General features: G+C 69.4%; 14 protein-coding genes and 1 pseudogene. 11 read left to right on the forward strand and 4 right to left on the reverse strand.

What is annotated here, in order from left to right; translation table 11 throughout:
* Positions 1 to 62 precede the first annotated feature (62 nt).
* From ACH4YL_RS37650 to cseC, 6 genes and pseudogenes are all read left to right on the forward strand, one after another.
* Positions 63 to 718 (forward strand): annotated as a pseudogene (locus ACH4YL_RS37650) (phosphatase PAP2 family protein).
* Complete coding sequence (locus tag ACH4YL_RS37655) at positions 715 to 1,653, forward strand: A/G-specific adenine glycosylase (RefSeq protein ID WP_398512037.1); 939 nt, start codon at positions 715 to 717, stop codon at positions 1,651 to 1,653. The pseudogene ACH4YL_RS37650 and the gene ACH4YL_RS37655 overlap by 4 nt, the downstream one beginning before the upstream one ends.
* A 183-nt stretch (positions 1,654 to 1,836) precedes the next feature.
* The gene (locus ACH4YL_RS37660) at positions 1,837 to 2,409 is read left to right on the forward strand and encodes a SigE family RNA polymerase sigma factor (protein ID WP_398512038.1); all 573 of its coding nucleotides are present in this window, start codon (positions 1,837 to 1,839) and stop codon (positions 2,407 to 2,409) included.
* The gene (locus ACH4YL_RS37665) at positions 2,397 to 3,098 is read left to right on the forward strand and encodes a hypothetical protein (RefSeq protein WP_398512039.1); all 702 of its coding nucleotides are present in this window, start codon (positions 2,397 to 2,399) and stop codon (positions 3,096 to 3,098) included. The genes ACH4YL_RS37660 and ACH4YL_RS37665 overlap by 13 nt, the downstream gene beginning before the upstream one ends.
* A gap of 10 nt (positions 3,099 to 3,108) precedes the next feature.
* Positions 3,109 to 3,810: a two-component system response regulator CseB gene (gene cseB, locus ACH4YL_RS37670; RefSeq protein WP_398512040.1), complete on the forward strand. Its 702-nt coding sequence runs from the start codon at positions 3,109 to 3,111 to the stop codon at positions 3,808 to 3,810.
* A gap of 136 nt (positions 3,811 to 3,946) precedes the next feature.
* A complete protein-coding gene (gene cseC / locus ACH4YL_RS37675) occupies positions 3,947 to 5,266 on the forward strand; it encodes a two-component system sensor histidine kinase CseC (protein ID WP_398512041.1) in 1,320 nt (439 codons plus the stop codon).
* Positions 5,267 to 5,304: 38 nt separating this feature from the next.
* Here the strand turns inward: cseC and ACH4YL_RS37680 are convergent, their stop codons facing one another.
* The 3 genes from ACH4YL_RS37680 to ACH4YL_RS37690 form a co-directional block, all read right to left on the reverse strand.
* The gene (locus tag ACH4YL_RS37680; RefSeq protein WP_398512060.1) at positions 5,305 to 5,739 is read right to left on the reverse strand and encodes a VOC family protein; all 435 of its coding nucleotides are present in this window, start codon (positions 5,737 to 5,739) and stop codon (positions 5,305 to 5,307) included.
* A gap of 59 nt (positions 5,740 to 5,798) precedes the next feature.
* Positions 5,799 to 6,209, reverse strand: a complete 411-nt coding sequence (locus tag ACH4YL_RS37685) for a helix-turn-helix transcriptional regulator (protein WP_398512061.1) — start codon at positions 6,207 to 6,209, stop codon at positions 5,799 to 5,801.
* A gap of 135 nt (positions 6,210 to 6,344) precedes the next feature.
* Positions 6,345 to 7,943, reverse strand: coding sequence for an MDR family MFS transporter (locus ACH4YL_RS37690; protein WP_398512042.1), 1,599 nt, complete (start codon positions 7,941 to 7,943; stop codon positions 6,345 to 6,347).
* 115 nt (positions 7,944 to 8,058) lie between these two features.
* Between ACH4YL_RS37690 and ACH4YL_RS37695 the strand changes: the two genes are divergently transcribed.
* Positions 8,059 to 8,619, forward strand: a complete 561-nt coding sequence (locus ACH4YL_RS37695) for a TetR/AcrR family transcriptional regulator (RefSeq protein WP_398512043.1) — start codon at positions 8,059 to 8,061, stop codon at positions 8,617 to 8,619.
* Between the two features lie 37 nt (positions 8,620 to 8,656).
* On the opposite strand, the gene ACH4YL_RS37700 is transcribed toward ACH4YL_RS37695, so the two are convergent.
* Positions 8,657 to 9,406 (reverse strand): M23 family metallopeptidase, encoded by a 750-nt coding sequence (locus tag ACH4YL_RS37700; protein ID WP_398512044.1) that lies wholly within the window; start codon positions 9,404 to 9,406, stop codon positions 8,657 to 8,659.
* Between the two features lie 473 nt (positions 9,407 to 9,879).
* Here ACH4YL_RS37700 and ACH4YL_RS37705 point away from each other — a divergent pair, with 473 nt between their 5' ends.
* The 4 genes from ACH4YL_RS37705 to ACH4YL_RS37720 are packed head-to-tail and all read left to right on the forward strand — an operon-like array spanning position 9,880 to position 18,038.
* Positions 9,880 to 13,116: an NACHT domain-containing protein gene (locus ACH4YL_RS37705; RefSeq protein WP_398512045.1), complete on the forward strand. Its 3,237-nt coding sequence runs from the start codon at positions 9,880 to 9,882 to the stop codon at positions 13,114 to 13,116.
* 48 nt (positions 13,117 to 13,164) lie between these two features.
* On the forward strand, positions 13,165 to 14,763 hold the full coding sequence (gene dacB, locus ACH4YL_RS37710) for a D-alanyl-D-alanine carboxypeptidase/D-alanyl-D-alanine-endopeptidase (RefSeq protein WP_398512046.1): 1,599 nt from the start codon (positions 13,165 to 13,167) through the stop codon (positions 14,761 to 14,763).
* A gap of 42 nt (positions 14,764 to 14,805) precedes the next feature.
* Complete coding sequence (locus ACH4YL_RS37715; RefSeq protein ID WP_398512047.1) at positions 14,806 to 15,135, forward strand: trypco2 family protein; 330 nt, start codon at positions 14,806 to 14,808, stop codon at positions 15,133 to 15,135.
* On the forward strand, positions 15,135 to 18,038 hold the full coding sequence (locus ACH4YL_RS37720; RefSeq protein ID WP_398512048.1) for an NACHT domain-containing protein: 2,904 nt from the start codon (positions 15,135 to 15,137) through the stop codon (positions 18,036 to 18,038). Before ACH4YL_RS37715 ends, ACH4YL_RS37720 begins: the two co-directional genes overlap by 1 nt.
* Positions 18,039 to 18,090: the final 52 nt, after the last annotated feature.

Raw genomic sequence — 18,090 nt, forward strand, 5'->3', positions numbered from 1 at the left:
AGGCCGCCTCCGGCCGATCGCTACGAGTGACCGATATCCCTTGCCCGGTACGGTCCGTGACCATGGACAGCAGCATCACCCGCGGCCTCTACCGGGACACCACCGACTTCGCTCATACGACGCCTTGCTGGGCGCGGCAGCTCGCCGAACTCTGAGCCGAGGCAGGGCTGCTGCTCTTCGGAGCTCTCTTCGCCGCCGCCTGGTGGCGTGCGCGCAGCGGGAGTTCGCGTGCCTTCGCGGTCGCCGTACCAGGGGCATGTCGCGAGCGAGCTGCTCAGGTCGGCCGTCGACGAGGAGCGTCCGTGCCGCTCGGTCGCGGAGGCGGCCGCGTCACTGGTGCCGTGCCCGCCGGCCGGCGACTGGTCCTTCCCGAGCAACCACGCCTCGATCGCCGGCTCGGCCGCGGCCGCGGATCGCGCTGCTGACCGTGCCGATGGCGCTGCTGATGGCGTTCTCGCGGGTCTTCGCCGGAGTCCACTACCCGCACGATGCGGCGGCAGGTCTGCTGCTCGGCGCGCTGGTCGCGGCACTGGTCGCCACGGCGCTGTCCCGGCCGGCCCGGACGCTGGTCGCCACGATGCGTACGAGCCGTACGGGAGTGGTGCTCCGGTTCGCCGGACCGAGGCCGGCCGGCCGGGTCCGCCGTGCCCGACCGCGCGGTCACCGGAGCGTATGCACCGTCAGCACCCTCGGACGTGCCAGGATCGGAGTGCCATGACTGACACCACGACAGACCCCGCCCTCACAGACCTGGCCCCCTCCGACTCTGTCCTCGCTGACGCGGCGTCGCTCCACAGCCCCGTCATCGCCTGGTTCGACGAGCACGCCCGCGATCTGCCCTGGCGACGCCCCGAGGCGGGCGCCTGGGGCGTGATGGTCAGCGAGTTCATGCTGCAGCAGACCCCGGTCAGCCGGGTGCTCCCGGTGTACGAGCAGTGGCTGGCCCGCTGGCCCCGGCCCGCCGATCTCGCGGCCGAGGCCCCGGGTGAGGCCGTCCGCGCCTGGGGCCGGCTCGGCTATCCGCGGCGTGCGCTGCGGCTGCACGGGGCCGCGCAGGCGATAGCGGAGCGGCACGGCGGCGACGTGCCGAGCGAGCATGCCCAGCTGCTCTCGCTGCCCGGGATCGGTGAGTACACGGCCGCCGCGGTGGCCTCGTTCGCGTACGGGCAGCGCCATGCCGTGCTCGACACCAATGTGCGGCGGGTCTTCGCGCGGGCCGCGGCCGGCGTCCAGTACCCGCCGACGGCGACGACCGCGGCCGAGCGCAAGCTGGCCCGCGCGCTGCTGCCCGACGACCAGGAGACCGCGGCCCGCTGGGCGGCGGCCTCGATGGAGCTCGGCGCGCTGGTGTGCACGGCGAAGAACGAGGACTGCTCGCGCTGCCCGATCTCCGGGCGCTGTGCGTGGCGGCTGGCCGGGAAGCCCGCGCACCAGGGGCCCGCGCGCCGTGGCCAGACGTATGCGGGCACCGACCGCCAGGTGCGCGGCAAGCTGCTGGCCGTGCTGCGCGAGGCCACGTCTCCCGTGCCGCAGTCGGCACTGGACGCGGTCTGGCACGAGCCGGTGCAACGGGCCCGGGCGCTCGACGGTCTGGTCTCCGACGGACTCGTGGAACCGCTGGAGAACGGCTTGTACCGACTGCCGAGCAGCTGAACACCACATGACGGAATGCCACGCTTCCCCGACTAACCGTGCCTGAAACATCGGCTGTTACATAACCGATGGATGGCCGTGCGTCCTCCGACGGCTGCTCCGCACAGCCCCGTGACAACAGCTCCGTAGCTTCTTCGACGTAAGCGAACGGCAGTGAAGTTGACGGGGACGGAGGCGGTTGGCATGGCGCACGGCGAGGTGCTCGAGTTCGAGGAGTACGTACGCAACCGGCAGGAGGCTCTGCTGCGAAGCGCCCGGCGCCTCGTGCCCGACCCCATCGACGCACAGGACCTGCTGCAGACCGCTCTGGTCCGCACGTACGGCCGCTGGGACGGCATAGCGGACAAGTCACTCGCCGACGCATACCTCCGACGAGTCATGATCAACACGCGTACGGAGTGGTGGCGCGCCCGCAAGCTGGAAGAGGTCCCCACCGAGCAGCTGCCCGACGCGAGCGTCGAGGACGGCAGCGAGCAGCGCGCGGACCGCGCTCTGCTGATGGACGTGCTGAAGGTGCTGGCACCCAAGCAGCGCAGCGTCGTGGTGCTGCGACACTGGGAGCAGATGAGCACCGAGGAGACGGCTGCCGCGCTGGGCATGTCGGCCGGTACCGTGAAGAGCACGCTGCACCGGGCACTGGCCCGGCTCCGCCAGGAGCTGGAGAGCCGGGACTTGGACGCGCGGGCTCTGGAGCGCGGCGAACTGCGGCGTGCCGGTGAGCACGAGGATCGGGGGCAGGAGCGTTGCGCGGCCTGAAGACCAGCGGCCCTAAAACCGGCGGCCTGAAAGCCAGAGGCGGCAGGGCCTCCATAGCGGCGAGCAGTACGGCGATTGCCGGGCTCGCCGCTGTTGGGCTGTTCACCGTCGCCTGCTCCTCGGGCGGCACCGGTGCGCAGGACGAGGGTGCGGCCCGCACCGACTCGGTGGCCAAGGCCACCCCTTCACCGGCCCCGCCGTCCGGTGAAGCGGGACAGCGTGTGGATCCCGTCGACTCGGTGAAGCTGATCCTGACCGATCCGCAGGTCAGCGAGCGGGTCAAGGCCGATCTGAAGCCCTGCGCGCGCGACTCGTACCCGGTGGACACCTCGTACGGCAACCTCACCGGCGGAACCACGCCTGACGTCGTCGTGAACGTGATGACCTGCGACGACGCGGTCGGCATGGGCACGTATGTGTACCGCGCGGACGGCGAGAAGTACGAGAACGTCTTCGCGGCCGAGGAGCCGGCGGTGTACGCGGCGATCGACCGGGGCGACCTGGTGGTGACCAAGCAGGTGTACGCCAAGGGGGACCCGGTGACCGAGCCGTCCGGCGAGGAGATCACCACATACCACTGGGCGAACGGCAAGTTCACGCAGCAGTACTGGGTACGCAACGAATTCAGCGGGTCGGTCGGTGACGGCGACGTGGTCGCCCCCGAAGCGCCTGCCACGAACGAGAACTGAGAGCAGCGGGATGGCCGAGACTCATGTCCTGTTCGTCGAGGACGACGATGTCATCCGCGAGGCGACTCAGCTCGCGCTGGAGCGCGACGGCTTCGTGGTCACCGCCATGCCGGACGGGCTGCTGGGCCTGGAGGCCTTCCGCGCCAACCGTCCGGACATCGCGCTGCTCGATGTGATGGTGCCGGGGCTGGACGGGGTGAGCCTGTGCCGGCGCATCCGGGACGAGTCCACCGTGCCGGTGATCATGCTGTCGGCGCGTGCCGACTCGATCGATGTGGTGCTCGGCCTGGAGGCCGGCGCCGACGACTACGTCACCAAGCCGTTCGACGGAGCGGTGCTGGTCGCGCGGATCCGCGCGGTGCTGCGCCGCTTCGGCCACGCGGGCGGCGTCGGCGACGCCTCTCCTGCGGGCCAGGATGCGCAGGGTCCGCTGCTGGCCTTCGGCGATCTGGAGATCGACACGGAGGGCATGGAGGTGCGCAAGGCGGGTGAGCCGGTGGGGCTGACGCCGACGGAGATGCGGCTGCTGCTGGAGTTCTCCTCCGCGCCGGGCACGGTGCTCTCCCGCGACAAGCTGCTGGAGCGCGTCTGGGACTACGGCTGGGGCGGCGACACCCGGGTCGTGGACGTCCATGTCCAGCGCCTGCGCACCAAGATCGGCCAGGACAGGATCGAAACGGTCCGCGGCTTCGGATACAAGCTCAAGGCATGAGGCGCCCGAGACTGCGCACCGGCGTCCGGTGGCTGCATCACCCGGGGGCACTGCACCGGATAGCGGCTGCGCCGCGGTCCGGACCCCCGGCAGCAAAGACCCCGGGGCCGGAGCGGACTGAACGGGATGGCACGGCATGAGGCGCCCGAGACTGCGCACCGGCGTCCGGTGGAAGATCAGCATCGCGATCGCGGGGGTCGGGGCTCTGATCGCCATGGCGCTCAGCCTTGTCGTGCACAACGCCGCCCGCGTCTCGATGCTCGACAACGCGCGCGATGTGCAGATGGACCGCGTGCTGCTCGCCCAGCGCTGGTACGAGACGTCCAAGAACAAGGACCCGCGGTTCAGCTCCAAGATCAATGACCCCACGTTGCCCAAGGAGCTCCAGAAGCTCATGGACGACAAGCGCCGCGGCAGCTATGTCGACGAGGGGCGCGGCGGCACGCCGGAGATCTGGGCGGCCGTGCCGCTGGCCAATGGCGACGTGCTCTCGCTGCACTCGGAGTTCGCCGGCCGCAGCGCCACCGTTATGAAGGACCTCGACCGGGCGCTGGTCATCGGCTCGGTCTCGGTGGTGTTCGGCGGCTGCGCGCTCGGCGTGCTGATCGGCGGACAGCTTTCGCGCAGGCTGCGCAAGGCCGCCGCGGCCGCGGGCCATGTCGCGCAGGGCAACACGGACGTACGCGTACGGGACGCGATAGGCGGCGTCGTACGCGACGAGACCGACGATCTCGCCCGCGCCGTCGACCGCCTCACCGACGCACTGAACGAGCGCATCGAGGCCGAGCGCCGGGTCACCGCCGATATCGCGCACGAACTGCGCACACCGGTGACCGGGCTGCTCACGGCCGCCGAGCTGCTGCCGCCCGGCCGCCCCACGGAGCTCGTACGGGACCGGGCGCAGGCCATGCGGACGCTGGTCGAGGACGTACTGGAAGTGGCCAGGCTCGACAGTGCCTCCGAGCGGGCCGAGTTGCAGGAGATCGCGCTCGGCGAGTTCGTCAGCCGCCGGATCACCGCGCTCAACCCCGAGGTCGTCATCCAGGTGATCCACGAGTCCTGGGTCAGCACCGATCCGAGGCGGCTCGAGCGCATCCTCCTCAATCTGCTCACCAACGCCGCGAAGTACGGCAAGTCGCCGGTGGAGGTCACCGTCGAGGGCCGCGTGGTGCGGGTCCGCGACCATGGCCCGGGCTATCCCGAAGCGCTGCTTCGGGAGGGCCCGAGCCGCTTCCGCACGGGCGCGAGCGACCGCGCGGGCACGGGCCACGGCCTGGGCCTGACGATCGCGGCGGGCCAGGCCCGCGTCCTCGGCGCGCGCCTCACCTTCCGCAATGCCGCGCCGGAGGGCGCCACGCCGCTGGGCGAGTCCGGCGGCGCGATCGCGGTCCTGTGGCTGCCCGAGCACGCGCCGACGAACACGGGCAGCTTCCCGATGCTCCCGCCCACGGACTAGCCGGACCTCCGTCTCGGACTCGGACGAAGTCCTGTTTCTCAGAAGAAGTCCTTCGTCATGTCCAGCTCCTCGCTGCGTTCCGTGAGCGAGTACCAGTTCCCGTTGTCGTCGCGGAAGATCGCCTCGATGCCGTACGGACGCTCCTTCGGCTCCTGCAGAAACTCCACGCCCCGGGTCCTGAACGTCTCGTAGTCCCCGCGGCAGTCGTCCGTACGGAACGCGCCCGCTCCCAGCGCCCCCTTGCTGACCAGCGTCTTCAGCGCCTGGGCGGACTCGGGGTCCATGCCGGGCCCGTCCGGGCTCATCAGCGCCAGCTCCACATCGGGCTGGTCCTTCGCGCCGACCGTGACCCAGCGCATCTCTCCGAGGGCCATGTCCGTACGGACCTCGAAGCCGAGCTTCTCGGTGAAGAACGCCTTGGTGCGCTCCTGGTCGAGCGTCCAGACGGTGGTGATGCCAAGGCCCTTGATCATGTCCAGCTCCTGCGGATGGCGGGTCGGTGTCTGCTCCGCCACCGTAGGCAGCGAGCACGTCACCCGGCTTCTTCAGAATTGCGCTCCTTGGCCCGGACCTCCCCCTTGCCGCGCACCTCCCTGCCCGGGAAGCCGCCCGCCCACAGCAGCGCGTAGCACCCCGGTATCAGCGCTGCCCCTCGTCCCACATGCTTGGCGCGGTACTCGCTCGGGGTCAGGCCGGTCTGCTTCTTGAACCTGGTCGAGAACGTGCCGAGGCTGCTGAAGCCGACCAGCGTGCAGATCTCGGTGACCGAGAGGTTCGCCGAGCGCAGCAGCTCCTCGGCCCGCTCTATGCGCCTGCGCGACAGGTACTGGCCGGGCGTCTGCCCGTACACCGCCTTGAAGGCGCGGACGAAGTGATAGCGCGAATAACCGGCATGGGAGGCCACCGCGTCCAGGTCGAGCGGCTCGGCCCAGTCGCGGTCCATGGCGTCCTTCGCAAGCCGCAGCTGCTTGAGACGGGCGAGGTGCGTCACATCACCGATGCTGACACCCACCACTGACAGCGGCCCCCGATGTGCACAGGCACATCGGGGGCCGGTAAGGCGCAGCGGGCCGGGGCGTCAGACGGTCTCGGCGACCTTGCCCGTCTTGTCGTCCGGGCTCTTGTCGTCCGGGCTCGGCTCCGGCTCCGTGCCCTGCCCGGGAGCGGCACCCCGCAGCGGCACCTCCTTGACGAAGAACGCCGCCACAAAGCCGATGACCGCCACCGCCGCCCCGAGCAGGAACGCCGCATGCGTCCCGGACGACACGGCGAACTCGTACGCCTCACGGACCTGGTCCGGCAGCTTCGCCAGGCTCGCGGCATCGAGCTGCGCGGACCCGGCGGTGATCTCGCTGCCGCCCCGGGCCGTCATCTCGTCCTGCACCTGCGCGGTGAACAGCGCGCCCATGATCGCCACGCCGAAGGAGCTGCCGAGCGTACGGAACAGGGTGGCGGCCGACGACGCGACGCCCATGTCCTTCTGCTCGACGCTGTTCTGCGCGACCAGCATGGTGATCTGCATCAGGAAGCCCATGCCGGCGCCGAGCACCGCCATATAGAGCCCGGAGGTCAGCCGCGAGGTCCCGGTGTCCATCTGCGAGAGCAGGAACAGGCCGGTCATCATCAGCGCGCCGCCGATGATCGGGAAGAGGCGGTAGCGGCCGGTGTTGGTGGTGACCCGGCCCGCGATCATCGAGACGACCAGCATCGACATCAGCATGGGCAGCAGGAGCAGCCCGGAGTTGGTCGCCGATGCGCCCTGCACCGACTGCTGGTACAGCGGCAGGAACAGCACCGCGCCGAACATCACGAACCCGGTGAAGAAGCCGATCACCGCCATCAGCGAGAAGTTGCGGTTGCGGAAGATGTGCAGCGGAACGACCGGCTCGGCGGCCTTGGTCTCGACGAAGAAGAAGCCGGTGAGCGAGGCCACGCCGATCGCGATCAGCTCCATGATCACGGCCGAGTCCCAGGCGTACTCCGTGCCGCCCCAGGTCGTGACCAGCACGATCGAGGTGATGCCGACCGTCAGCAGCGCCGCGCCCAGATAGTCGATGCGCGGCTTGGTCCGCTCCACCTTCGGCAGATGCAGCACCGCGGTGACCATCGCCAGCGCGACCGCGCCGAGCGGCAGGTTGATGTAGAAGCTCCAGCGCCAGCCGAGGTGGTCGGTGATGGTGCCGCCGACCAGCGGTCCGCCGATCATCGCGACGGCCATGACGGCGGCCATCATGCCCTGGTACCTGCCGCGCTCCCGCGGCGGCACCAGATCGCCGATGATCGCCATCACGCCGACCATCAGTCCGCCCGCGCCCAGTCCCTGGATGGCGCGGAAGCCGATGAGCTGGCCCATGTCCTGGGCCATGCCGCTGAGGACGGAGCCGATCAGGAAGATCACGATGGCGGTGAGGAAGGTGCCCTTCCGCCCGAACAGGTCGCCGAGCTTGCCCCAGATGGGAGTGGAGGCGGCAGTGGCCAGGGTGTACGCGGTGACCACCCAGGACAGATGCTCCAGGCCGCCCAGCTCACCGACGATGGTCGGCATCGCGGTGCCGACGATCATGTTGTCCAGCATCGCCAGGAGCATCGCGATCATGAGCGCGAGTATCACCACGCGCACGCTGCGGGCCTGCGGCTGTTCCTTCCCCTGGTCTGTTTCTTGAGCTGCGACTGCCATCGTTCTTTCCTCTCCCCCAACTACTTACTTGCCGCCCGGCTAGTTGACTACACTGGGGAAGGTAGACCCCTAACTAGCCGGGCGTCAAGTAAGTACGAGTTCTCGGGAGAAGACCATGGCCAGAGGCAATACGCGCCAGCTCATTCAGGACGTGGCCCTCGAACTCTTCGCCGAGCAGGGGTACGAGAAGACATCGCTGCGGGAGATCGCGGAGCGACTGGACGTCACCAAAGCCGCGCTCTACTACCACTTCAAGACCAAGGAAGACATCCTGATCAGCCTCTTCCAGGACCTGACGCGTCCGATGGACGAGCTGATCGAATGGGCGCGCACACAGCCGCACACCCTGGAGACCAAGCAGGAGATCCTGCGCCGCTACAGCACCGCACTCACCGACGCGGCGCCGCTCTTCCGCTTCATGCAGGAGAACCAGGCGACGATGCGCGATCTGAGCATCGGCGAGACCTTCAAGGACCGCATGCTGGCGATGCTCGACCTGATCAAGGAACCGGAGGCCCCGCTGGTCGACCAGGTCCGGTGCATCAGCGCGCTCTTCACGATGCACGCCGGAATGTTCGTACTCAAGGACATCGAGGCCAACCCCGAGGACAAGCGGCAGGCCGTCCTCGAGGTCGCGATCGATCTGGTGAGCCAGGCCCACCACGTCGCTCCGTGACGGCGGTCACGGAGCGAGGGGTACGTCAGGGGCTGCGTCAGATGGTGACGCCGACGGTGCGCAGGAACGCCATCGGGTTCAGCGCGGAGCCGTAGCTCGGGGTCGTACGGATCTCGAAGTGCAGGTGCGGGCCGGACGAGTTGCCGGTGTTGCCGGACTTGGCGATGACCTGGCCGGCGGAGACCTTCGAGCCGACGTTGACGTTGATCTTCGACAGGTGCGCGTACTGCGAGTACTTGCCGTTGGAGTGCTTGACCACGATGGCGTTGCCGTACGCGGGACCGTCGCCGCCGCCGTTCGGGCCGGCCTTCACGACGGTGCCGGAGCCGGCGGCCTTGACCGGGGTGCCGGTGGGGACGGCGAAGTCCTGGCCGGAGTGCTTGTGCGACCACATGGCGCCACCCTGGTTGTAGCTGGCGGACAGCGTGTACTTGCTGACCGGCTTCACCCAGGCCGCAGCCTTCTTCGGCGCGGCCTTCTTGGCGACGGCCTTCTTCGCGGCGGCCTTCTTGGCGGCAGCCTGCTTGGCGGCGGCCTGCTTGGCGGCGGCCTGCTTGGCCACGGTCGCGGCCTTGGCGGCGGCAGCGGCCTTGGCCTGCGCCTGGGCCTGAGCGGCGACGGCGCCCGCAGTGGTGGAGGCAGCGGTCGTGGTGCCGGTCGCAGCGGTCCCGGCTGCGAACGCGGCCCCGGCTCCGAGCACCATCGACGCTCCCAGACCGGCGGCCACGACGGCGGTGCGGATACGGAGAACGGACGGGCGGGTGCGGCGGTTCGTTTCGCGAGACATACGGGGCAAGCCTCCGAGGCATAAAGGGACCCGGCTCTGCGCCGGGCTGGCGATACCTTGGTAACCGAACCCCCCAGCAAGGCCCAAACCGCCCATCTACGACATTGCGTCGTAGCTGTCGCGGCGTGATCTGGACCATTGACGCCTTCCGGACACGCCGCGGAAGCCTTCTGAAGACTGGTCGAAATATCCCTTTTCATTGAGGTTTAAGCACACGTACCGCCCGCGTACCAGGGACGTACGAGCCAAGTGAGTGCCCGACAAGTGCGGGGTCCCCCACCGTCCCGGCCCGACGGGCCGAAGGTCCTCCCCGCAAGCGGACCGAAAGTCCCCGTCAGGGCCGAAACTCTCCACTACTCCGGCTAGTAGGCCCTGATGGGCCTGTGTGCCTTGTCACGGATTCGCCGGTGTACCGTCCGCCCGCGCCGCTAATCTCGAGCTCGGTTTGGAGCACGGACCACGGGGGTGGGGACATGAAGAGCAGTGCCTCGAAGCGGGTGGTCGTGGTCTTCGGCGACCAGCAGGGCACGGGGGTGCTGCTCAGCTCCAGATACCTTCTGACCTGCGCACATGTGGTCGGCAAGAAGCGCGTCACGGTGGCCCATCCCGCCTCCCGGGGCCTTGTCCCCTGCGAGACGCTGTGGATCGGCGACCCGAAGGTGACCGACGCCGCCCTGCTGCGCGCCGACCATGACGTACTCCCGCCGTCCGAGCTCGGCAGACTCCGCTGGGCCCGCCTGACCAGGGACGATCCACTGCCCGGCTGCCAGACCTTGGGCTTCTCGGCCCATCAGCGGTACGACGCGGACCAGCTGGACTTCGGCCAGTACCTGGGCAGCGTCCTGCCCGTCGCGGGCCGGATGCACGGCGCGCTCACGTTCTGGCTGGACCAGTCCCCCGGAGCCGTACGCCCGAACGGCGGCTCACCGCTCGCCGGGCTGAGCGGTTCGCCGGTCTTCGCGGGGTCGGTGCTGCTGGGGATCGTGTCCGACGTGGCGGCGACGGACGGGCACCAGCACCTCGAAGCGGTGCCCGTGGAGGCGATCCAGTTACCGCTGCGGAGGCGCTTCACCGACATCGAGGCCGACCCGAACAGGACGATCCTCGATCTGCCGGCGCTGGAGAACCTCTCCGGCTTCCACCCGCAGGACGCCGCCTTCGAGGAGCGGTACGCGAACGCGCTCAAGGCGCAGTACCGCAAGACGGAGATCTTCGGCATCGACGACCTGGGCATCAGCGAGGCGAGCTGGGACCTGGACACCGCGTATCTGAGCCTCGAAGCGACCGACCTCGACTACGGCCCCGGTTTCCCGCAGCACTTCGACGCCCAGGCCGAATCCCGTCCGCAGCGCGTGGAGGATCTACTCAAGGGCAGGCGCCACACGCTGCTGCGCGGCGAGGCCGGCGCGGGCAAGACGACCCTGGTGTGGTGGCTCGCCTCCCATGCCGCCTGCGGGACCCTGCCCGCGGAACTCGACGAGCTCAACGGTCTGGTTCCGTTCGTCATCCCCATGCGCAGCCTGTACGCGCAGGGCCACGGCTTCCCGGGCCCCGACGACCTGGCCCGTGTCGCCGGGCTGCCCGTCGGCCATGCCCCGGACGGCTGGGCGGAGCGCGTACTGGAGTCGGGCCGGGCCTTCATCCTCGTCGACGGCCTCGACGAACTCCCCCAGGCCGACCGTCACAAGGCCCGCGCCTGGCTCACCAACCTCATCAAGCACCACAGCAACAGCCGCTGCCTCGCGACGGTACGGCCCGGAGCCGTCGAGTCGCGCTGGCTCACGTCAGAGGGCTTCGCCGATGTCCTGCTGCTGCCGATGAGCGACCAGGACATCGGCTCCTTCGTCGCCGCCTGGCACAGGGCGGCCCGCCTGGAGTACGCCGGGCTGGCCGACAGCGCGCGGGCCGCGGCCGAAGAACGGCATCTGGAGGACCTGGAACAGGCCCTGACCCGGGAGTTCGCACGCAACCGTGTGCTGCGCGACCTGGCCCGTACGCCGCTGCTGTGCGCCGTCATCTGCGCGCTGCACCGCAAGCGGGAGGGCGAACTGCCGCACACCCGCTGGGAGTTGTACCGAGCGACCCTCGACATGCTGCTCGGCAAGCGGGACAAGCTGCGCGGCATCGACCGGCCCGAGGGCCTGTCCCTCGGCGTCGACGAGCACAAACTGCTGGTCCAGCACATCGCCGTATGGCTCGTACGCGGCGGCCAGACACAGCTCAGCCACGGGCAGGCCATCACCCAGATCGAGAAGGCCACGAAGGGCATGCCACAGGTCGGCAAGCAGGGCACGCCCAAGCAGATCCTGACGCATCTCCTCAACCGCAGCGGTTTGCTTCAGGAACGCAGCCAAGGAGTCATCCAGTTCATCCACCGGACCTTCCAGGACTACTTGGCCGCCAAGGAGTTCGCGGATACGGACAGCGTGAGCGAGCTGCTCCAGCGAGCGGCGGACGAGCAGTGGCAGGACGTCATCCGCTTGTCGGTGGGGCATTTCGACCGGGGCAGGGTGAGCGGGCTGATCGACGGGCTGGGCAAGCTGGGCGATACGGCACCAGGCCCCGAGACCCGGCGGGCACTGCACCTTCTGGCCGGGTACTGCGCCGGGTCCGCGGTCTTTCTGGACGACCGGATCCGGGCGGACTCCGAACGCCGGGTCAAGGCGCTCATGCCGCCCCTCGAGCGGCCCAGGCATGTGCAGGAACTCGCCTCCCTGGGCACATACGTGCTGCCGCTGCTGCCCGGACCGTCGAAGGGATCGCCGCATGTGGACGCGGCGATCGTGGAGACCATCGCGATGGTCGGCGACGTCGCGGGAATGGACCGGCTGCAGGAGTTCACCGGGCACAGCAGCGCCGCCGTACGGTCCGCCCTCGTGGACGCCTGGACCACCTTCCCAGCCGAGAAGTACGCCCGAGAGGTGCTGTCCGGCGTGCGCCTGGACGACTTCATGCTGAGAATCACCACCGCGGACCAGCTCCGCCATCTGCACCTCTGCGGGCCCGCCTCCTCGATCATCGTGGAGGGCGACCACTCGACCGCCGATCTCGACGCCCATCTGCCCCGTACCGGCATCAAGCACCTGTCCGTCATTCTCAACGCGGCGGTGACGGACCTGTCCTTCGTACGGCACCGTCCCTCGATCGACTGGTTCGCCCTGCACGACTCCCCGGCGGTGTCCACACTGGAGGAGCTGTCCGACTGCTCCTTCAGGCAACTCACCCTGGACACCGACCGACTGTCACTGCCCGGTCCGTATCCGGAGGTCCAGACGCTCCGGCTGTTCGGTCCGACCCTCATCCCGTACGCGGACCTCGCGCGCTGGAACGTGATCGAGCATCTGATCGTCACCACCGGCGAGCGCATCTCCTCGCTGGTCGACTCGATCAGGCCCATGCCCCGGCTGAGCCGGCTGTCGATCGAGCAGATAGGCATTTTCGACATCGAGGCGACTGCCGCCGCTCCCCGGATCACAGAGCTGACGCTGCGGGACGTCGACCGGTACCTCAACACCGCCGCGCTCGCACGGGTCTTCCCGTCCCTGCGCCGGCTGGAGCTGAACCTCGGAAGGGTCCGGGAGTACGAGATCGACATGACGCCACTGAGCAATCTGCCGGACCTGGACGTCAGGGTCAGGCACCACCCGTCCGTCGAGCTGAGGCTCGCCGGTGAGGAGTTGCTCGACGGCAGGCTGCACATGGGCTCCTGACGCGTGCCTTCTTCCCGCGCGCCCGCCTCTCCGGAATGCTCCTGTCCCATGAGTGAACCGAGTAGACCCGCGAAGCGCCATGCCAGGATCCGGCCCGTCGTCATCGGGCTCGCCTGCTTACTCATCTCCACGCTCAGCTGGAGCGCGCCCGCCGGAGCCGGACCCTCCGACGACGGGCTCAAGGGCGCCATCGACAAGATCCTCGCCGACGCCCGGATGGACGGCGGAGCGGCGAGCGTGGTCGTCGCCGACGCCGTCACCGGTGAGCGGCTCTATCAGCGCGACGGCGCTGAGCGTGTGATGCCCGCCTCCAACACCAAACTCGCCACCTCCGTAGCCGCAATGGCACTGCTCGGCCCGGACTACCGCTACCGCACCGACGTCCTCTCCCCGGGCCGCCGCTACGGCTCGACGCTCCACGGCGATCTGTATCTGCGCGGCGGCGGCGACCCGACGACGCTCGCCAAGGACTACGACAAGCTCGCCGCCGATCTCGCGGCGACCGGGATCAAGCGCGTCACCGGCCGCCTCGTCGCGGACGACACGCGCTTCGACACGCAGCGCCTCGGCCGTTCGTGGGCCGCCGACGACGAGTCCTCGTACTACTCCGCGCAGATCTCGCCGCTCACGGTCGCGCCGGACACGGACTACGACTCGGGCACGGTCATCGTCGAGGCGCTGCCGGGCGCGAAGCCCGGCGACCGGCCGAAGGTGACGGTGACGCCCCGGACGGACTACGTACGTCTCGACATCCGCGGCACCACCGTCCCGGCCGGACAGCCCGACACACTCGCCGTCGAACGGCAGCACGGCACGAACACGATCACCATCAGCGGCAACATCCCGGTCGGCGCAAGCGCCACCAAGGAGTGGGTCGCCGTCTGGGAGCCCACCGGCTACGCCGCCGCGGTCTTCTCCGACGCGCTCGCGGCGCACGGCATCAGCCTCACCGGCACCCCACGCCTCGGCCGCCCCACCCCGCCCGACGCGAAGCAGCTCGCGACTCACAACTCCATGCCGCTGCGGGAGTTGATGCTGCCGTTCATGAAGCTGTCCAACAACATGCACGCCGAGACGCTCACCAAGACGATGGGCGACGAGGCGTCGGGCCAGGGCACCTGGTCGGCGGGGCTCGCGGCCGTCGACGGCTATCTGAAGAAGGAAGGCGTCACCACCTCCACACTCCGCCAGGTCGACGGCTCGGGCCTGTCCCGTATGAACCTCTTCCCGGCCGAGCAACTCGCGACCCTGCTGCTGGCGGTCCGGGACGCGCCCTGGTACGCGGACTGGAACACGTCCCTCCCGGTCGCCTGCAACTCCGACCGCGCGATCGGCGGCACGCTCCGTACGCGTATGTGCGGCACTCCGGCGGCTCTCAACGCCCGTGCCAAGACAGGCTCGTTGACCGGCGCTTCGGCGCTCTCCGGCTATGTCACGGATGCCGGCGGCCGGGAACTGGTCTTCAGCGTCGTGCTCAACAACTACCTCGCCTCCTCGGTGAAGAGCATCGAGGACGCGATTGTGGTGACGCTCGCGAAGTCGGACACCGCGGGCGGCACGATTGCGGCGGCCCAGCCGACGGCTGCGCGCTCCCGCGAGCTTCCGTCCGACCTTGAATGCTCCTGGCAGAAGCCCAAGTTCTGCTGAACGGCGGGCGGCCCGGACTGCACCCTCCGTACAGTCCGGGCCATGACGGACATCGAGCTCGCCGACGCCATCCAGTCGGTACGCGACCAGTTGATCGAAGCGGCGACCCGGTCGGCCGGCCGGCCCGTCGTCTTCGAAGTCGGCGACATCCAGATGGAGTTCACGATCGAACTCCGCAAGGAGGTCAAGGCGGGCGCGAAGGTGAAGGCGTGGGTCGTGGAGGCGGGCGCCGACGGCACCCGCACCACCGGACAGACCCACAAGGTCGCCTTCACGCTCAAGCCGACGAACGCGGCCACCGGCGGGCCGTGGAAGGTCGGCAACGAGGACCTCGGCAGCACGGACGGCTTCGGCGCCGGACCGGGTGAGTGATGGCCTTCACGCCCTCCCGGAGCGTCGTCGCGGTTCTCGCCGAGCAACAGGGCAGCGGTGTGCTGATCGGCCCCGGCACGGTGCTCACCTGCGCGCATGTCGTTGGTTACGCGGAAGCGGCCCGAGTGGCCCTTCCCGGCGGTTCGAGCCGGCTGACCTCCCGGGTGTTGTGGAGCGACGAGCGGCTCGACGCGGCGTTACTGCACTTCGAGCCGGCAGCGGAAGCCCGCACCCGGCTGCCGCGGATGAGCACCGTGGCCACCGACCGGCCGCTGCCCGGCTGCGAGATCATCGGCTTCCCACGTGTCCAGCGGTACGACGGCGGCCGGCAGCTGGACGTCGACCAGTACACCGGGACGCTGCTGCCGATGGCCGGACTCATCCGCGGCACGATGGTGTTCGAGTTCGACCGCCCGCCTGCCACCGAGCCCGAAGAGGGGCCGTCACCGCTCGCCGGCCTCTCCGGCGCGCCGGTCTTCGCGGACGACGGTCTCCTCGGCATCGTCCAAGAGGTCCCGCGGGGCCGGGGCCACCGCAGGGTCGAGTGCCTCCCTCTGCAGACGCTCGCCATGGACCAGGGATTCCTCGACGCGTACGGCACATCGACGGGCCACCCGCCGCCGCAGCTGAGCGAACTCATGAGTTCGGCCGTCAACGACCTGCGCTACGAGAAGGAGTACGCGGAGGCCGTCGGCACGGCCTACCGCAAGACACGTATCTTCGGCCTCGACGAGCTGGGCAAACGAGACTCGGAGTGGGAGCTCGACACGGCGTACGTGAGCCTGGAGGCGCAGCCGCGCGAGGGCGAGAGCCCGAGCGAGGGAGCCAGCCTGTTCGAAGGGGGCACGGGCGGAAGCCTCGCACCCAAACGAATAGACGATCTACTCGCCGACCGTCCCCGGGTTCTGCTGCGCGGCGAGGCGGGCGCCGGCAAGACGACGCTCGTGTGGTGGCTGGCCGCGCACGCCTCGGCCGGGACGCTCACCGCCCGGCTCGACCAGCTGAACGGCCTGATTCCGTTCGTGGTCCCGATGCGCACTCTGCGGGCAGGCGGGGGCGCCTTCCCCGCGCTCGCCCAACTCCACTCCGTCGCCCGGCTCATGTGCGAGGAACCGCCCGAGGGCTGGGCGGCCCGGGTCTTCAAGGCCGGGCGTGCGCTGCTGCTCGTGGACGGCCTCGACGAAGTACCGAAGAGCGACCGGGAGGAGGCCAACGAGTGGCTGTCCGCGCTGCTCGCGCGCTTCCCGGACACCCGCTGCGTGGTGACCTCGCGTCCTCTCGCAGTCGAACCGGACTGGCTGTCGTCGGAGCAGTTCGAAGAGCTCAGCCTGCTGCCTCTGTCGGGCGCGGACATCCATGCGTTCATCGCCGCCTGGCACCGGGCGGCCCGTCTCGACGGCGACGACGAGAAAGCCCTGGTCGACCTGGAGCGGGATCTGGACCAGCAGTTCGCCCAGAGTCGCGCACTCAGTGAGCTCGCCCGTACGCCGCTGCTCTGCGCCGTCATCTGCGCCCTGCACCGGCTGCGGCAGGGCTTTCTGCCGGAGACGAGATGGGCGCTGTACCAGTCCGCGCTCCAGATGCTCCTCGGCAACCGCGACAAGCGCCGCAAGATCGATGCGCCCGAAGGCATCTCCATGAACGTTGAGGAGAATCAGCAGCTGCTGCAGCGCATCGCGGCCTGGCTTGTCCGCGGCGGCCAGTCCGAGTTCACCCGCGAACAGGCCCTGCACCAGCTGGACCGCGCGCTGCCCGGGATGCAACGGGTGCGCGAGCAGGGCACCGGAGTGGACGTGCTGAACCATCTGCTGAACCGCAGCGGTCTCCTCCAGGAACGCAGCGACGACGTGTTCCAGTTCGCCCACCGCACATTCCAGGACTTCCTGGCGGCCAAGGAGTTCGTGGAGGGCGACCACATCAGGGAGATGCTGCAGCACGCCCATGACCAGCAGTGGCACGACGTCTTGCTGCTGGCGGCCGGCCACTGTTCACGTCGCGAACTGCCGGTGCTGGTCAACGGTCTGATGGCTGCGGGTTCACAGATGCGCGGCGAGCGCCGCACGGCCCTGTACGTACTGGCGAACCTCTGCGCCCAGCACGCGGCCTGGCTGGACACCACCACGCTCGAGCGGGTACGGAAGGGCATCGCGTCCGTCATCCCGCCCGGCGACGCGAGCGAACTGCAACTGCTGGCGGGCTTGGGTCCGTATCTCCTGCCATTGCTGCCCGGCCCCGACGAACGGGCGGCCATGAACGTGAAGCGGGTGGTCGATCTGATCAACGAGATCGGTGGCGCCGAAGCGGTCCCCTACGCCCGCCGCTTCGCCGACGTGGCCGACGGCCCCAGTCGCATCGCGTTCTCGCTGGCCCGCAACTGGGCCAACTATCCGGCCGAGGTGTACGCGCGGGAGGTTCTGACCCGGGTCGACCTGGCGGACGTGCCGCTGTTCATCAACAACCGGGACCAGCTGGCTCAGTTGCACCTGCTGCGCCACGCCCGCAACCTCGACATCACCGGCGACTTCGGCGCCGCCGACTTGGTGGCCCACCTCGACGGGCATCGCGTAGCGACGATCGGCATCGCGAACAACGCGTCGCTCACCGACCTCACCTTCCTGGACTGCTGCGGCGCGCAGCTCCAGCAGGTGGCGGTCAAACGCTGTCCGGCCGTGCGAAGTCTCGCCTTCCTCACGGAGCTCGACTCCCTGGAGGAGGTGCACCTGGACGCCGTACGGGTCTCGGTCGACGATGTGGAGGCCATGGCTCGGATGCCAAGGTTGCGCAAGCTCTCGATCTCATACCCCGACACGGAGGAGCGGCGTCTGAACCTGACCCCTCTGCGCGCCGTGGAAGGCCTCAAGATCAGCGTCCGCGGTCTGCCAAAGCGGCAGATCATCGGCTAGCGCCGACCACTGCAAAAGGGGCTGCCCCGGCCCGTACGTCTCCGTACGGATC

It is taken from the genome of Streptomyces sp. NPDC020681 (assembly GCF_044334895.1).
GTDB lineage: Bacteria > Actinomycetota > Actinomycetes > Streptomycetales > Streptomycetaceae > Streptomyces.

Bases quoted from the DNA above. Each gene is read 5' to 3' on its own strand.
- ACH4YL_RS37720 (WP_398512048.1), top strand. From the start codon at position 15,135: ATGGCCTTCACGCCCTCCCGGAGCGTCGTCGCGGTTCTCGCCGAGCAA.
- ACH4YL_RS37690 (WP_398512042.1), bottom strand. From the start codon at position 7,943: ATGGCAGTCGCAGCTCAAGAAACAGACCAGGGGAAGGAACAGCCGCAG.
- ACH4YL_RS37700 (WP_398512044.1), bottom strand. From the start codon at position 9,406: ATGTCTCGCGAAACGAACCGCCGCACCCGCCCGTCCGTTCTCCGTATC.
- ACH4YL_RS37655 (WP_398512037.1), top strand. From the start codon at position 715: ATGACTGACACCACGACAGACCCCGCCCTCACAGACCTGGCCCCCTCC.
- ACH4YL_RS37715 (WP_398512047.1), top strand. From the start codon at position 14,806: ATGACGGACATCGAGCTCGCCGACGCCATCCAGTCGGTACGCGACCAG.
- ACH4YL_RS37685 (WP_398512061.1), bottom strand. From the start codon at position 6,209: ATGGACCGCGACTGGGCCGAGCCGCTCGACCTGGACGCGGTGGCCTCC.
- ACH4YL_RS37705 (WP_398512045.1), top strand. From the start codon at position 9,880: ATGAAGAGCAGTGCCTCGAAGCGGGTGGTCGTGGTCTTCGGCGACCAG.
- ACH4YL_RS37695 (WP_398512043.1), top strand. From the start codon at position 8,059: ATGGCCAGAGGCAATACGCGCCAGCTCATTCAGGACGTGGCCCTCGAA.
- ACH4YL_RS37660 (WP_398512038.1), top strand. From the start codon at position 1,837: ATGGCGCACGGCGAGGTGCTCGAGTTCGAGGAGTACGTACGCAACCGG.
- dacB (WP_398512046.1), top strand. From the start codon at position 13,165: ATGAGTGAACCGAGTAGACCCGCGAAGCGCCATGCCAGGATCCGGCCC.
- cseB (WP_398512040.1), top strand. From the start codon at position 3,109: ATGGCCGAGACTCATGTCCTGTTCGTCGAGGACGACGATGTCATCCGC.
- cseC (WP_398512041.1), top strand. From the start codon at position 3,947: ATGAGGCGCCCGAGACTGCGCACCGGCGTCCGGTGGAAGATCAGCATC.
- ACH4YL_RS37680 (WP_398512060.1), bottom strand. From the start codon at position 5,739: ATGATCAAGGGCCTTGGCATCACCACCGTCTGGACGCTCGACCAGGAG.